12 protein-coding genes are annotated in these 14155 nt (G+C 71.4%); 4 read left to right on the plus strand and 8 right to left on the minus strand.

Annotated features, from left to right (window positions below; translation table 11 throughout):
• Positions 1 to 73 precede the first annotated feature (73 nt).
• The 5 genes from A6A08_RS03990 to A6A08_RS04010 all read right to left on the minus strand — a co-directional run bounded on the left by A6A08_RS03990 (position 74) and on the right by A6A08_RS04010 (position 5825).
• Positions 74 to 1105 (minus strand): LacI family DNA-binding transcriptional regulator, encoded by a 1032-nt coding sequence (locus A6A08_RS03990; RefSeq protein ID WP_073701147.1) that lies wholly within the window; start codon positions 1103 to 1105, stop codon positions 74 to 76.
• Between the two features lie 98 nt (positions 1106 to 1203).
• Complete coding sequence (locus tag A6A08_RS03995; protein ID WP_073701148.1) at positions 1204 to 2127, minus strand: NAD(P)-dependent oxidoreductase; 924 nt, start codon at positions 2125 to 2127, stop codon at positions 1204 to 1206.
• 361 nt (positions 2128 to 2488) lie between these two features.
• Positions 2489 to 3340, minus strand: coding sequence for a PmoA family protein (locus A6A08_RS04000; RefSeq protein WP_073701149.1), 852 nt, complete (start codon positions 3338 to 3340; stop codon positions 2489 to 2491).
• A complete protein-coding gene (locus A6A08_RS04005) occupies positions 3337 to 4509 on the minus strand; it encodes a Gfo/Idh/MocA family protein (RefSeq protein WP_073701150.1) in 1173 nt (390 codons plus the stop codon). Before A6A08_RS04005 ends, A6A08_RS04000 begins: the two co-directional genes overlap by 4 nt.
• Complete coding sequence (locus A6A08_RS04010; protein ID WP_073701151.1) at positions 4509 to 5825, minus strand: Gfo/Idh/MocA family protein; 1317 nt, start codon at positions 5823 to 5825, stop codon at positions 4509 to 4511. Before A6A08_RS04010 ends, A6A08_RS04005 begins: the two co-directional genes overlap by 1 nt.
• 407 nt (positions 5826 to 6232) lie before the next feature.
• Here A6A08_RS04010 and A6A08_RS04015 point away from each other — a divergent pair, with 407 nt between their 5' ends.
• The 3 genes from A6A08_RS04015 to A6A08_RS04025 are packed head-to-tail and all read left to right on the plus strand — an operon-like array spanning position 6233 to position 9412.
• Positions 6233 to 7204, plus strand: coding sequence for a carbohydrate ABC transporter permease (locus tag A6A08_RS04015; protein ID WP_073701152.1), 972 nt, complete (start codon positions 6233 to 6235; stop codon positions 7202 to 7204).
• Positions 7194 to 8069 carry a carbohydrate ABC transporter permease gene (locus A6A08_RS04020; protein ID WP_073701153.1) on the plus strand — a complete coding sequence of 292 codons (876 nt, stop codon included), beginning with the start codon at positions 7194 to 7196 and terminating at the stop codon, positions 8067 to 8069. The genes A6A08_RS04015 and A6A08_RS04020 overlap by 11 nt, the downstream gene beginning before the upstream one ends.
• 17 nt (positions 8070 to 8086) lie before the next feature.
• Entirely contained in the window at positions 8087 to 9412 is a 1326-nt protein-coding gene (locus A6A08_RS04025; protein WP_073701154.1) for an ABC transporter substrate-binding protein, read from the plus strand.
• A gap of 384 nt (positions 9413 to 9796) precedes the next feature.
• Here A6A08_RS04025 and A6A08_RS28585 read toward each other — a convergent pair whose 3' ends face one another.
• Positions 9797 to 10405 (minus strand): hypothetical protein, encoded by a 609-nt coding sequence (locus tag A6A08_RS28585; RefSeq protein ID WP_242422105.1) that lies wholly within the window; start codon positions 10403 to 10405, stop codon positions 9797 to 9799.
• A gap of 261 nt (positions 10406 to 10666) precedes the next feature.
• The gene (locus tag A6A08_RS04035) at positions 10667 to 11635 is read right to left on the minus strand and encodes a DMT family transporter (RefSeq protein ID WP_083608814.1); all 969 of its coding nucleotides are present in this window, start codon (positions 11633 to 11635) and stop codon (positions 10667 to 10669) included.
• A gap of 695 nt (positions 11636 to 12330) precedes the next feature.
• On the opposite strand from A6A08_RS04035, the gene A6A08_RS04040 reads away from it, so the two are divergent.
• Entirely contained in the window at positions 12331 to 12963 is a 633-nt protein-coding gene (locus tag A6A08_RS04040; RefSeq protein WP_073701156.1) for a diguanylate cyclase, read from the plus strand.
• 100 nt (positions 12964 to 13063) lie between these two features.
• On the opposite strand, the gene A6A08_RS04045 is transcribed toward A6A08_RS04040, so the two are convergent.
• Positions 13064 to 14077, minus strand: coding sequence for an NAD(P)/FAD-dependent oxidoreductase (locus tag A6A08_RS04045; protein WP_073701157.1), 1014 nt, complete (start codon positions 14075 to 14077; stop codon positions 13064 to 13066).
• Between the last annotated feature and the right edge of the window lie 78 nt (positions 14078 to 14155).

Here is a 14155-nt window from a genome sequence, read left to right on the forward strand (position 1 = left end):
GGCGGCGTTCCGCTCTCGGGAGGGATACCGCCTCGTGAGGGAGCCCGCCCGTTCGCCCGGCCCGGGAGCGGGGTCAGCGGGTGGGCGGCGCGGTGCTCTCGCGCTCGACGACCTCGCCCCGCACGGTGATCACGCGGGGCCGGTCCTCGGGCTCGCCGTCCAGGGCGAGCATGGCGGCCCGCTCGCCCATCTCCTCCAGGGGCAGGCGCACCGTGGTCAGCGCGGGGGTCAGGTCGCGCAGGGTGGGGATGTCGTCGAACCCGGCCACCGACAGGTCGGCGGGCACCCGCAGCCCCAGGTCGCGCAGGGCCGCCATCGCCCCGGTGGCCATGACGTCGTTGACCGCGAACAGGCAGGTGGCGTCGGTGCCCACCGCCATCAGGCGGCGGGTGGACTCATAGCCGCCGTCGCGGGTGAAGGCGCCGTGCACCACGTTGTGGTGGGCCAGTTCCAGACCGGCCCCCGAGAGCGCGGAGTGGAAGCCGTCCAGGCGTTCGCGGGCGGTCTGGAGGTCGGTGGGGCCGGCCAGGATGGCGAACTCGCGGTGCCCCTGGGCGATGAGCCGGCGGGCCAGCTCGGCTGCTCCGGTGTGGTTGTCGGGGGTGACCGTGTCGGCGGGAAGGCCCTCCTGGGACACGCACGCCACCTGTCCGCCCTGGCGGCGGAACATGCGGATCTCCTCGGACAGGCGCCGGTTGCTCTCCTCGTCGGTGGAGCGCGACCCGACCAGCACCACCGCGCGGGCCCGGTGCGCGCGCAGTGTGGCCAGGATGCGGCCCTCCTGCTGTGCGGAGCGGCCGGTGGTGCCCAGGACCAGGACCAGGCCCTGTTCCTCGGTGTGGCGGGTGACCCCGGCCGCGATCGAGGAGAAGTAGGGGTCGGAGATGTCGTGGACGAGCAGGCCGACCAGGGAACTGCTGTTGCGGGCCAGGGTCTGGGCCGAGGCGTTGGCCAGGTAGCCGAGTTCCCGGGCGCTGGCGGTCACCTTGTCGCGCAGGCGCTGGCTCACCTGACGGGTGCTGCCGTTGATCACCCTGGACGCCGTCGCCAAGGACACCCCGGCGTGCTCGGCGACCTGTTCAAGGGTCACGTAACCGGACTCCACGCCGCTCCCTCTCCTGCCTCGGCCCACGGGAAAACTCTTTCCTAGCCTAGCGGAGCCCTCAGCCCGCTCACGTATGCTCCGATGTCCCCTTCATCCCGTCAGTCCCCGCGACCTCCGGATGAGTCGTCGGACCCGTCGACCCGGGTGCGCAGCTGCTCGCGCCAGGTCCGTGTGGGGCTCCAGCCCAGGGCGGTGCGGGCCGCCTCCGAGGAGAACACCGCGCGGCCGTCGGACAGGGCGGCGGCCACCGCCGCGGTGGTGGGGTGGTGCTGAGGCAGCAGGGTGTCGACCGGACCGGTGGCCAGGGGGTCGGGGGCCATGGCGTTGAACACCTGCCCTCCACGGACCTTGTCGGGGTTCTCCACCACCAGCGCGAACAGTTCGGCGGCGTCGCGTGCGTCCACGTAGTTGAACAGGGAGGTGGCGGCCAGCGCCGGGTCGGCCAGCCGTTCGGCCATGGTGTGCCCGAGCTGGGTGGGGGCGCCCTCCCACTCCTCGGGGGCCACCACGTACCCCGGCCGCACGCACGACAGGACGCAGGTGCGGGAGGTGCGTGCCAGGGCGCGAGCGGTGTCCTCGATGATCGTCTTGCTCAGCCCGTAGGCGTGCCAGGGCGCGACCGGGTGCTCCTCGTCCAGCGGCAGGTAGCGGGGCGTCCAGGAGGGGGTGTTGTACCCGTACACGGTGGGGCTGGAGGCGGCCACCGCGGAGCGCGCGCCGTGGGCCACGGCCGCGGAGAGCACGGCCCAGGCCAGCCCGGTGTTGACCTGGAGGGTCTCCACGTCGGGGCGGGCGAAGGGCACGGCGATCCCGGCCAGGTGGACGACCGCCTCGGGGCGGGCGCGGGTGAAGGCCTCCTCCAGTGCTGCGGGGTCCAGGAGGTCGGCGGTGATGCCGTCCACGTCCTGGGGCAGGCTTGCCTGAGCGGTGTCCACGGAGGTCACCTGGTGTCCGCGGGCTGCCAGGACGGACACGACGCTGCGGCCGAGCCGTCCGGAGCCGCCGGTGACGAGAACGCGCATGGGTGTTGTCTTCCTTTCGTGCCCCGGTGGTCCGGGGCGGTCGTCCACAGGTCGGACCGGGTACTGGTGCCGCCTGGTCGAGCGGGCCCGGGGTCGGTGCCGGGGGACCCCGAGGGCGTCCGGCCTCGTGCTGCTCCGGCCCGCCCGGCGCTGCCGCCCCGTCCTCTGTCGGCCCCGCCCCGGCCGTGTGCTCTTCGTCGTCCGCCGTCTCTCTGCTCCGCCTGTCCGCTGCCCCGCCGGCCCGTCGGCTCGCGGACCCCGCGACCGCGACCCGTAGTCCGGCCCGTCTGTTCTCCGCCCCGCCGGACGGGGACGGCGGCGCGTCCGCGGGGCCGGGCGGTGCGCGCCCCGCCTCAGGGGCTCAGGACAGCTCCGACGCGGAGGCGGCCAGCTCCCGCAGGGCCCCGTCGCCGTCGGGGTGCCCGTCGCGCACCGCCACGCGCAGGCGCCGCTGCAGTCGCCCGCCCTCGGGCAGGGGCAGGCGCGTGTCCCAGGCCAGTGAGGGACCCACCCCGGGGTACTCCTCCGCGCGCAGGAACCAGGGGTCGGTGTGCTCACCGGGCTGGAGGAAGAGCAGGGTCCACCGCCCACCGTCCCGGTTCGTCCCGGCCATGGCCAGCCACGCGGCGCGCGAGCCGTGCAGGGCCTCCTCGCCCCGCAGCCCGCCGTCGCCGGTCACGGCGGGAGGGGTGTCGGTGACGGGCGCGCGCCAGAACAGGCCTCCGTATCCGGCACCGGGGCGGCCGTTGGTGGCGGGGCTGCCGATACTCAGCTCGCGCCCGGAGGTGTTGCGCAGATCCGTGCGCACGTCCAGCACCCAGGTGTGCTCGTCCAGGCCCGCGGCGCGCACGGTGCGCTCCTCGCGCAGCAGCTCGGCCCCGTCCGGGCCGGTCCACGACAGGAGCTCGACGCGGCGGTCCTCTCCCAGCTCCAGCCAGGACAGGTGCCGTTGGCGGCCGTGGTTGTCCAGGAGCACCGATCCCCGGTCGCGGGTGAAGGTGCGCCCGCCCCAGAAACTGACCCCCGACACGTCGGGCACGGCCACGCTCAGCCCGAAGTGGTGCAGGTGGTCGGCGGGCCGCTGCTCGGTGACCTCCGTGCCCGAACGGGTGCGTACCGGGTGCAGGTAGGGGCGCGGGGACAGGGTCTGTTCGATGTCGGTTCCGTCGTGCAGGACGGCCAGGGCGCGACCGTCCAGGGTCAGCGTGTTCACGGTGTGGCCTTCGCGTCGGCCGACCCCGGCCGGGAGGCGGGAGACCAGGCGGGGTCGAGTTCGGAGAACAGCGCCAGGTGCTCGGCGCTGCGGTGGATGAGGGTGTCGATGCCGGGGATGATCCGGCGCACGCCCTCCTCGGTGCGGTGGACCCGCTGCATGTGCCCCGGGACCGCGACGGGGTCGGGCGCGGTGCGCACCGCTTCGAGCACGTGCATGAACGCGCGGGTGGCCGGGGGCGGCACCAGCAAGGGCTCCTCCCCGCGCACGTGGGCGACGAGGTTGGCCAGCAGGTGGGTGCGCGTGTGGGTGGTGGTGACCGGGGTGCGGCCGGGCCGGTGCAGGGTGACGCGGTCCAGGGTGTACTCCAGCTCGATGCGCCCGAGCTCGCCGTGCACCACCAGGCGCGGCGGCAGGTGCTCGGGCGCGCACAGGGTCACCGCCAGGGTGATGGGCAGGCCCTCGGTGGTGTGTACGCGCACGCAGGAGGTGTCGTCGGCCTCGATGGGGTGGGCGTGGAACATCTCCAACTCCACCCGGTCCGGCGCGTCGGCCTGGGCCCCGGCCACGGCCAGGGCGGTGGCCAGCGCGTGGGCGAAGGGGTTGGTCAGCGCGCCGTCCACCACGTCGCGTCCCTCGATGCGGCGCCGGCCGGCCCAGGGGGCGCGGTCGTAGTAGGCCGAGGTGCGCACCCAGGTGCCCGCGCCGCCGATACCGCGCAGGCGGCCCACCGCCCCCTCGCGCACGAGCGAGCGCACGGCCTCCACGGCGGTCGATCCCAGGCTCTGAAAGCCCACCTGGCAGGCCAGGCCGGAGGCGTCCACGGCCGCGTTGAGCTGCTCGAACTCGTCCAGCGTCGCGGTGGTCGGCTTCTCCAGCAGCACGTGGGAGCCGTGCTCCAGCGCGGTGCGGGCCAGGGGCAGGTGCGTGTGGATGGGCGTGGACAGGATGGTGATCTGGGCGCCGGTGCGCTCGATCGCCTCGCCCAGGTCGGCGTGGCAGGGCAGCGGGCCGTGCCCCTCCAGGCCGTCGCCGTCGGGGACGGGGCGCTGGTCGCACAGGCCCACGAGCCTGACCAGGCCGCTCTCACCCATCTCGCGCAGGACCCGCAGGTGGGTGCGGCCGTGTCCGTGGACCCCGGCCAGCAGTACGGGAACGGGCGCGCCCATCAGCCGTTCCCGAGCAGGTCGGCGACGCGGACGGGGGAGCCGGAGGCGATGGAGGCGTTGGCGGCCAGTCCGGTGAGCAGGGCGTTGCCGCCGTCCGCGTGGTCGGGGCGGATGCCGTCGTCGCCTCCTCCGAAGAGGGAGTCGAGCATGAGCTGGTCTCCACCTCCGTGGGTGCCCTCGCCCACCGCGACCTGGATCTCCTCGGGCGGCTGCCAGTGGCGGCGCAGCCACATCCGTGCGGTGGTGTGCTCCTTGGGGGCGGGCATGCCGCGCACGGGCGTGGCCTCGTCCTGGTGGGGCGAGGTGTACTCGAACTCGGTCATGTCCAGTTCCAGGCGGCCCTTGCTGCCGGTGATGGCGATGCGGTAGCCCTCCCAGGGGGCGTAGGCGACCAGGTGGTAGGTGAGCCTGGCACCGGTGTCGTAGCCGACCAGCACGGACATGTCGTCCTCGATGGTGATGCCGGGGCTGAAGACGTTGAGGTCGCGGCGGTAGCCGTCCTCGTGCTCGGCCTCCAGGTACAGGGCACTCAGGTCGGGGCTGTCCTCCATGTGCAGGGCGAAGGGGTCGTGCTCGGCGGCGGCCTCGCCGTGGCCGCGCTCGTAGTCGGCGGCCAGGCCGTGGCGGCGGCCGTTCTCCTCGCCGTAGAAGAACAGGCGGCCCGAGGCGAACACGTCGGTGGGGCGCGCGCCGATCCACCAGTTGACCAGGTCGAAGTGGTGGCTGGCCTTGTGCACGAGCAGGCCGCCGGACTGGGCCTTGTCGCGGTGCCAGCGGCGGAAGTAGTCGGCGCCGTGGCGCAGGTCCAGCAGCCACTCGAAGTGCACCGAGCCGACCTCGCCGATGACCCCGGAGGCGATGAGGTCGCGCAGCTGGCGGTGGACGGGGTTGTAGCGGTAGTTGAAGCCGACGGTCACCCGCCCCCCGGTGCGGGCCTGGGCCTCGTTGATGCGCCGCAGCCCGTCCAGGTCGGCGGTCATGGGCTTTTCGGTGATGGCGTCGAGCCCGGCGTCCAGGGCGGCCACGATGTAGTCGGCGTGGGTGCGGTCGACGGTGCACACGATGACCTCGTCGACCCTCTCCTCCTTGAGCATGCGGGTGAAGTCGTCGGGGGAGTAGGTCGGCACGGGATCGAGTCCGGCGTCGGTGACGATCCTGTTGTGCACGGCCATGCGGGTGGTGTTGGTGTCGCAGAGGGCGACCAGCCGTCCCCGGTCCCGGTGGGTTCCGGCCAGTGCCCGGGTGTACATCCGGGCTCGGGATCCGGTGCCGACGATCGCGTACCTGCGTGGGGTGGTGTGGTTCACACAGGGCATGGTAAACGCTTTCCCCAGTGGGCGACAAGGGCGCGGCACCAGAAGAAGCCGCCTTGCAACCCAGAGCCCAGAGTACTTACACCGATGCTCTCGGTGATTTTTCTGCCGGAAAACCGCGTAGAAATCGAGCTTCCCGGATGCCGGTGAGGCTTCGGGAGGGTAACGATCTGGGGTGTGGATCACACTTTTCGGGAAACCCGCCGTTGACACCCATGTAACCCGGTGCTAGAAACTGAACATCTTAGTACGTGGATAGCGCTTACCAAAACGGGTTTCAGCAGTTCATCCCGTGTTCTCGAACACAGAGCGTACGCGCCCTTCCGAACGAGATTGGCAGTTTCCATGAATCCAGGACCGCACGCGTCCGCCAGCGTCCCGGCGGTGGCCCCACAGGAGGGTGGATCCCCGTGAGCGCCCTCCTGCAAAGGCGACCCCCCAAGACCCCGCAGAACACAGCCGCCCCCAAGCCGGCCAAGAGGGTCGGCAAGAGCCCGGCCCCGGGCAAGCAGCGGCGTGAGAACCTCGCCGCCTACGGTTTCCTGACACCGTGGTTCCTGGGCCTGGCGTTCATCACCGCGGGCCCCCTGCTGGCCTCCCTGTACTTCTCCTTCACCGACTACAGCCTCATCGGCGACCACAACTGGGTCGGCCTGGAGAACTACGAGCGGATGCTCACCGACGAGCGGCTGTTCAACGCACTGAAGGTCACGTTCGTCTACGTGTTCGTGTCGGTGCCGCTCCAGCTCGCCCTGGCCCTGGCCCTGGCGATGATCCTGGACCGGGGTGTGCGGGGGCTGCCCCTGTACCGGTCGGTGTACTACCTGCCCTCCCTGCTCGGCGGCAGCGTGGCCATCGCCATCCTGTGGCGCCAGGTCTTCGGCGCCAACGGCCTGATCAACCAGGTCCTGGCCTTCTTCGGCATCCAGGGCGAGGGCTGGGTCTCCCACCCCGACTACGCACTGGGCACCCTGATCGTGCTCAACGTGTGGACCTTCGGCGCGCCCATGGTGATCTTCCTGGCGGGCCTGCGGCAGATCCCCGCCATGTACTACGAGGCCGCCGCAGTGGACGGCGCGAGTCCGCTGCGCCGCTTCTGGAGCATCACCGTGCCGATGCTCACCCCGATCATCTTCTTCAACCTGGTGCTGCAGTTCATCAACGCCTTCCAGACCTTCACCCAGGCGTTCATCGTCAGCGGCGGCACCGGCGGGCCCTCCGACTCCACGCTCTTCTACACGCTCTACCTCTACCAACGCGGCTTCGGCGCCTTCGACATGGGATACGCCTCGGCGATGGCGTGGCTGCTGCTGATGATCATCGGCGGGTTCACCGCGGTGAACTTCTTCGCCTCCAAGTACTGGGTCTTCTATGGCGACTAAGACAGCGGCCCCCGCGACCTCCCAGAGGCGCACACGGGCCGAACACGTACGACGGCTGGTCACCCACATCGGACTGATCGGGTTCGGGCTGGCCATGCTCTACCCGCTGCTGTGGATGCTCTCCAGCTCCTTCAAGCCCACCGAGGAGATCTTCCGCGCCCCGGGCCTGATCCCGGAGACCTTCACCGGCGGCAACTACCCCGAGGGGTGGAGCGCCCTACAGTTCCCCTTCCACCACTACCTGCTCAACTCGGCGATCGTGGTGGGCGGGGCGATCATCGGCAACCTCGTGGGCTGCTCGATGGCGGCCTACGCCTTCGCCCGGCTGGAGTTCCGCGGCAAGCGGCTGTTCTTCGCCATCATGCTCGCCACGATCATGCTGCCGATCCACGTCGTGATCGTGCCGCAGTACATCCTGTTCTCCGAGCTGGGGTGGGTCAACACCTTCCTGCCGCTGATCGTGCCCAAGCTCCTGGCCACCGACGGGTTCTTCATCTTCCTCATGGTGCAGTTCATCCGCGGACTGCCCAAGGACCTGGACGAGGCGGCGCGCATCGACGGCTGCGGCCACGTGCGCATCTTCTGCCAACTGATCCTGCCGCTGTCCATGCCGGCCCTGGCCACCACGGCGATCTTCACCTTCATCTGGACGTGGAACGACTTCTTCAGCCAGTTGATCTTCCTCACCGACCCGGAGATGTACACCGTCCCCGTCGCCCTGCGTACCTTCGTCGACTCGACCTCGCAGACCTCCTGGGGTCCGCTGTTCGCCATGTCGATCGTCGCCCTGGGACCGGTTTTCGGGTTCTTCCTCGCGGGACAGCGATACCTGGTCAAGGGCATCGCCACCACCGGAATCAAGTAGTCGAAGGGACCAGACACATGCGTGCACACCCTGGCAACGGGCACCCCCAGGCCCGTCGCCGTAACCCCCTCCTGTCCGTGGCCGCCGGAGTGGGCGCCATCGTCATGGCGGCCACCGCCTGTGGTGGCTCCGAGTCCGAGGACGGTGTCGTCGAGCTGCGCTTCGCCTGGTGGGGAGCGGACGACCGCCACTCCACCACCCAGGAGGTCATCGAGCTGTTCGAGGCCGAGAACCCCGACATCAAGATCGTGCCGGACTACACCGACTGGGCCGGGTACTGGGACCGTCTGGCGACCAGCACCGCCGCCAACGACGCGCCCGACATCATGACCCAGGAGGAGCGCTACCTGCGCGAGTACGGCGACCGCGGCGCCCTCCTCGACCTCCACGAGGTCAGCGACCAGCTGGACCTGTCCAAGATCGACCCGCTGGTGGCCGAGAGCGGCGAACTGGACGGGCAGGCCTTCGGCGTGGCCACCGGCGTGAACGCCTACGCGATCCTGGCCGACCCGCAGGCCTTCGAGGAGGCGGGCGTGGAGATGCCCGACGACTCCACCTGGACCTGGGACGACTACGTCGAGATCTCGGCGCAGATCACCGAGGCCACCGACGGCGAGCTCGTCGGCACCCAGAGCATGTCCTACAACGAGTCGGGCTTCCAGATCTTCGCCCGCCAGCGCGGGGAGAACCTCTACAACGAGGACGGCTCGCTCGGCTTCTCCAAGGAGACGCTGGAGGAGTGGTTCTCGATCACCGAGGAGCTCCTGGAGAACGGGGGACAGCCCAGCGCCGCCGAGAGCGTGGAGATCGAGGCGGGCGGCCCCGACCAGTCGGTGCTGTCCACCGGCCAGGGCGCGATGGCCCACTTCTGGACCAACCAGCTGGGCGGGATCTCGGAGTCCGCGGACAGCGACATCGAGCTGCTGCGCTACCCCGGTGAGACCTCCAACGAGCGGACCGGCATGTACTTCAAGCCGGCCATGTTCTACTCCATCTCCGCGGGCACCGAGCACCCGGAGGAGGCGGCCCGCTTCGTGGACTTCCTGCTCAACAGCAACGAGGCGGCCGAGCTGGTCCTGGCCGACCGCGGCCTGCCCGCCAACGTGGACGTGCGCGAACACATCCTGGGCTCCCTGCCCGAGGCCGACGCCCGCAGCGCGGAGTTCCTGTCCGAGATCGAGGACACGATCGTGGACGGCAACCCGCCGCCGCCGATCGGCGCCGGCGAGGTCGTGAACATCACCAAGCGCGTCAGCGAGGAGATGGCGTTCGGCGAGCTCACCCCGGCCGAGGCCGCCGAGCAGTTCATGTCCGAGGTCAATGAGGCCACCGGCGGCTCCTGAGCCACCACCCCCTGAACCTGATCCGGAGAAGGAACCGGGCCCGGCGGGATACCACTCCCCTCCCGCCGGGCCCGGTCCTCGTGCGCCCGGGTCCGGACGCCGTGCCCCCGTCCCCTCCTGGTCCGGCCCGTGCCGTGGCCCGTTCAGAGGGAGCGGACAAGATGAGCCGGAAAGGGGCAATGGCCCGGTCAGCGGCCGACCGCCAGCACGACGGGCAGGGCGAGGACGACCACGAGGAGACGTCCCCGCTGAGCCGTTGAGTGCTGGACCCGCTGCCCCCGGATGGGCCTTCCCGGAAGCGATACGTGCCGCCTCGCCGCAGGGTACGAGCAAGTCCCGCACGGGTTCCCCGCACGGGGCCGTTCGCTGAGATGAGGGATGCGGTCAGTCGTCGTACAACGCTGGGGTGAAGATGCCGGAGAGCACGAGCGCGATGAGGGCGGGGGCGTAGAAGACACCGATCGACAGGATGCTGATGACGACCCCCACGGTCAGAAGCGCCGCGCAACTCCAGATCGCGACACCCAGATAACGACTCGGTACCGCGATTGGAATCGCGGAGACCAGGGTGGCCAGAGTGCCCCAGACCAACACCACGTCGATCTGTGGACCGAGTGCGATCAGAATCAGCGTCGCGGCCAGAGCCAGGACAGGAGCTGGTAGGAGCGTAAATCGTCCGGCAAATACTCGCTGCATCGTTGAGTCACCACCGAGTCGGGAGCTGAATATGCTCTGGGCCAGCCATTCCGGCTGTCCATAGCACATGTTGCCCAACCCTTCAGCCGGATCTGTCGGCTCACCCTCAACGACCTGGTCGAGGAGGACGGGCGGCTCAGCATCCGGTTCGGTGACCCGCCGGCTCCGATCCCCGAACCGTTCGCCGACCTGCTGCGGGCCTTCGCCGCCCGACGGCCGAACCTGACCACCGCCACCAACCCCGGGGCGCGCTGGCTCTTCCCCGGGCGCCGGGCCGACCAGCCGATGGACTTCCACTCACTCGCCGATCGGATGCGAAGGAAAGGGCTCCCGACCTTCCACGTCCGCACCGCGGACATCCGCCAGCTCACGCTCCAGGCTCCGGCCCCGGTCGTTGCCCGGATGCTCGGTTACCACCACGTTCACATCATCGGGCTGGCCGCTGAGGCGGGAAGCCCGTGGTCTCACTACGCCCCGACGACCACGCAGAGTGACGCAGGAGGCGGGGAGAGACGAATACCGAATACTCGATCACCGGCCTCCGCCAGATCCGCCCCCTCAGGGCGCGGCGGGGGTCTGGGGCCGTTCGGCCCCGGACGCGGCCCGCGGCTGCGGTGCGGGGGCGGAGGGCACGGCGGTCTGGGCGATGAGGGCGCCCGTGACGATGACGGCCGACCCCAGGACCTGCACGGGGGTGAGCGCCTCGCCCAGCAGCACCCACGCCAGCACGATCGCTGTCACCACCTCCAGATAGGCGACCCCTCCGGCGACCTGTGGGGACAGCCGCCGGATCGCCGAGATCCCGAGGAAGTAGGCGAGGGCGGTGCACACCAGGCCCAGCCACAGGGCGGCCACCCACCCGGGAAAGCCGAACCCGCCCAGCGTGACCGGGTCGGCCAGGGTCTTCCAGGGCAGTGTCCAGGGCCGGGCGAGGGCGCCCAGCAGTACCGCCGCGACCAGGGAGCCGAAGGCGACCACGGCCAGGGGGTCGGTGTCCTCGCCCATGCTGTCCGACAACAGGAAGAAGGCGGCCTGCGCGGCGGCGGCGCCCAGTGCCAGCGCCACCCCGACGGCGTCCAGGCGCATGCCCGACCACACCTCCAGCAGCAGACCCACCCCGGCCACCGCCAGGACCACGCCGACCACGGCGGCGGGGGAGACGCGGGTGCGGCGCACCACGCGCAGCCACAGCAGGACCAGGACCGGGCCGAGGAACTCGATGAGCAGCGCGATGCCCACGGGGATGCGGGCGATGGCGGCGAAGTACAGGGCCTGCACACCGGCCATGGGGAAGACGCCGTAGGCCAGGACCAGCAGCGGGCGGCGCCGGGCGGTCCGCCAGTGGGCCAGGGCCACGGGCGACAGCAGCAGCGCGGCCCCGGCCACGCGCAGCCAGGTGACGTGGAGGGGGTCCATCCCCGCCTCCAGCAGGGGGCGGGCGAGCACGCCCGAGCCGCCGAAGGCGAGCGCCGATGCGAGCGCGAAGGCCAGCCCCGAGGGGCGGTGGCGCGTGGGTGGCACGGACACGTCGGTACTCCCGTGGGATGGATGGGGACATGGGATCGCCGACGAGCATACGGGCGGTGGGGCGGGGCTCCCAGTGCGGTCGGCCCGGTCCGCTCTGTCCGCGACATGTTCCGCGCACCGGGCCCCGGTGGGCCGCCGCGTGGCCGTGGCCGGAGCACCCGGCCCCCACCCCGCATCGGAGGTCCGCGAAACCGCCTCACCGGAGGTGGGTATCTGCGACCGCCGCGGGTCACACGGGTGAGGTGCCTGCGTCATGGCGTACTGCTGCCGTGCCCCTGGGGGTGCCTCCCCCTCTACCCCGGCCGCACCGGAGAGTGCGGCCGCACGCTGTCTGCACGGGTTGCGGGTCACCGCCCCGCCCGGGAACGGGCCCCCGGCCCGCTTCCTGACACCGAGGCGCCCACGAGGCGGTGACCCTGCGCGCCGCCTACCCAGCCAGGGGACCCCGTATGTGGTCTGGTTCTCACGAAAGCCCGGCGACCCGCGCGGCACGCTGGACCCAGTCGTGGCCCTGGCGGGGTTCGTGTGTCTGAACGGCTGCGAATGCCGGTGAACCGGGTGCGGCGCTGGGTCGGGATCTGGTCGTCATCGCCCGCCCGAGCGCACACGTGCGCGGCGCGGCTGCGGGTCAGCGGTCCCTGCCGGTCCATGGTGGGCCGGCACCGGCGCCACAGGCGAGGTTATGGAGCATGCGCATGCAGAGTTCCTCCGAGTCCCTGAGCCGGACTGTGGCCAGGTGGCGCAGCCGCCCGACGCTGCCCACCCCGACGGGCAGTGAGGATCTCGAGGTCATCACCCGACGGTTTCTGCTGTACGGGGTCCTGCCGTTGTGGTTCGTCCCGGCGGTCGCCGACCACATCATGCACCGGCGCACCGATATCGAGCACACGAGCGGGACCCGCGAGTGCGCCATCCACGCGCTGATGATGGCCGAAGCCGGCGTCCCGGTCATGTTGGGCCTGTTCGCTCGCATCAATCCGCTGGTGCTGAGCACCATGTACGGTGCCGCGGCCCTCCACGCGGCGACGGCTCTGTGGGACGTGCACGTGGCTACCGAAGACCGCAAGGTACGTCCGGTGGAGCAGCACGTCCACAGCTTCCTGGAGGTGTTGCCCCTGACCGCCATCGCTTTCCTGTCCTGCCTGCACTGGGACCAGGTCCGCGCCTTCACCGGCACCGATCCCGACCGGTGGAAGCTCCAGCCCAAACGCGAGCGCTTGTCCGGCGGCTATGTCGCCGGGATCGCTGCGGCGGTGGGCTGCTTCATCGTCCTGCCCTATGGGGAGGAGCTGCTGCGCTGCGTCCGCGCCCAGCGCCGCAGGGCCTGAGCAGGCCCCGAAGAGGGTCCGCGCACCGGGAAGAAGACCTTCGGGAGGACCGGTCCGGTTCGCCACTCCTGGGGTCCTCCCGCCTTTGGGCGCGCGTGCCTCAGGCGGAGGCGCCGCCGCGCTGCGCGGCGGCCAGGGCCGCCTCGGTGTCGGCGGCGGCCAGGTCGGCGTTCATGTGGGCGCCGGCCAGGGCCCCGGCCGCGGCGGAGGCACCGACCTGGGCGGCCAGGTCGGTGGCGTTGCCGGCCGTCCACACCCCGGGCACCTCGGTGGTGCCAGCCATGCCGGAGGCGAGGCGGCGGCCCATCCCGCCGGGGAGGTCCTCCGTCGGAAGCCCCAGTCCGTCCAGGCCCTCGGTGCGGGCGCGCATGGTGGTCGCGACCGCGAGGACCCGGCGGGACACGAGGTGTCCGTCGATGAGGCGCACGCCCGCGATACCGCCGTCCTCGCCGGTCACGACCTCCTCCACCGGGGTGTCGACGACCCGGACGCCGCGGGCGGCGAAGCGCGCGCGGGTGCCCTCGTCGAGTTCGGTGCCGCGGGTGAAGTAGACGAGGTCGTCGGTCAACTGGCGAAACAGCAGGGCGTGGTGGACCGAGGCCGGGCCCACGGCCAGGATCCCGACGGGCTCGTCGCGCACCTCCCAGCCGTGGCAGTAGGGGCAGTGCACCACGCCGTGTCCCCAGTGCCCGGCGAGCCCGCGAACGTCGGGCAGGACTTCGCGCAGTCCGGTGGCGATGAGCAGGCGGCGTGCTGTCAGGGTGCCGCCGTCGGTGAGGGTGACCGTGAAGCGCGGGTCTGCCTCGGCGGAGGGGGCGGCCGGGGCGGCGGAGGCCGCTTCCCCGGCCACGACCAGGCCGCCGTAGCGGCGTACCTCCTCGCGTCCCCTTCGCAGCAGTTCGGCCGGCGGGGTGCCGTCCAGGCCGAGCAGGCCGTGCACGCCGTCGGCGGGTGCGTTGCGCGGGGTGCCGCTGTCGACCACGACGACCGAGCGGCGGGAGCGGGCGAGCATCAGCGCGCCGTTCAGGCCCGCGGCGCCGCCGCCGACCACCACGGCATCGACGGTCTCCTCGGGCAGTTCGTCGGTCTCATAAACGGCAGTGGTCACAGGCATGGCGTCGTATCCCTTCGTTCACGCGGGCCCCGTCGTTTCGGGTGTCGCGTTCACGACGATAAGCACACCTTGCGGCGA

Origin of the sequence: Nocardiopsis sp. TSRI0078, assembly GCF_001905145.1 — a bacterium.
GTDB lineage: Bacteria > Actinomycetota > Actinomycetes > Streptosporangiales > Streptosporangiaceae > Nocardiopsis.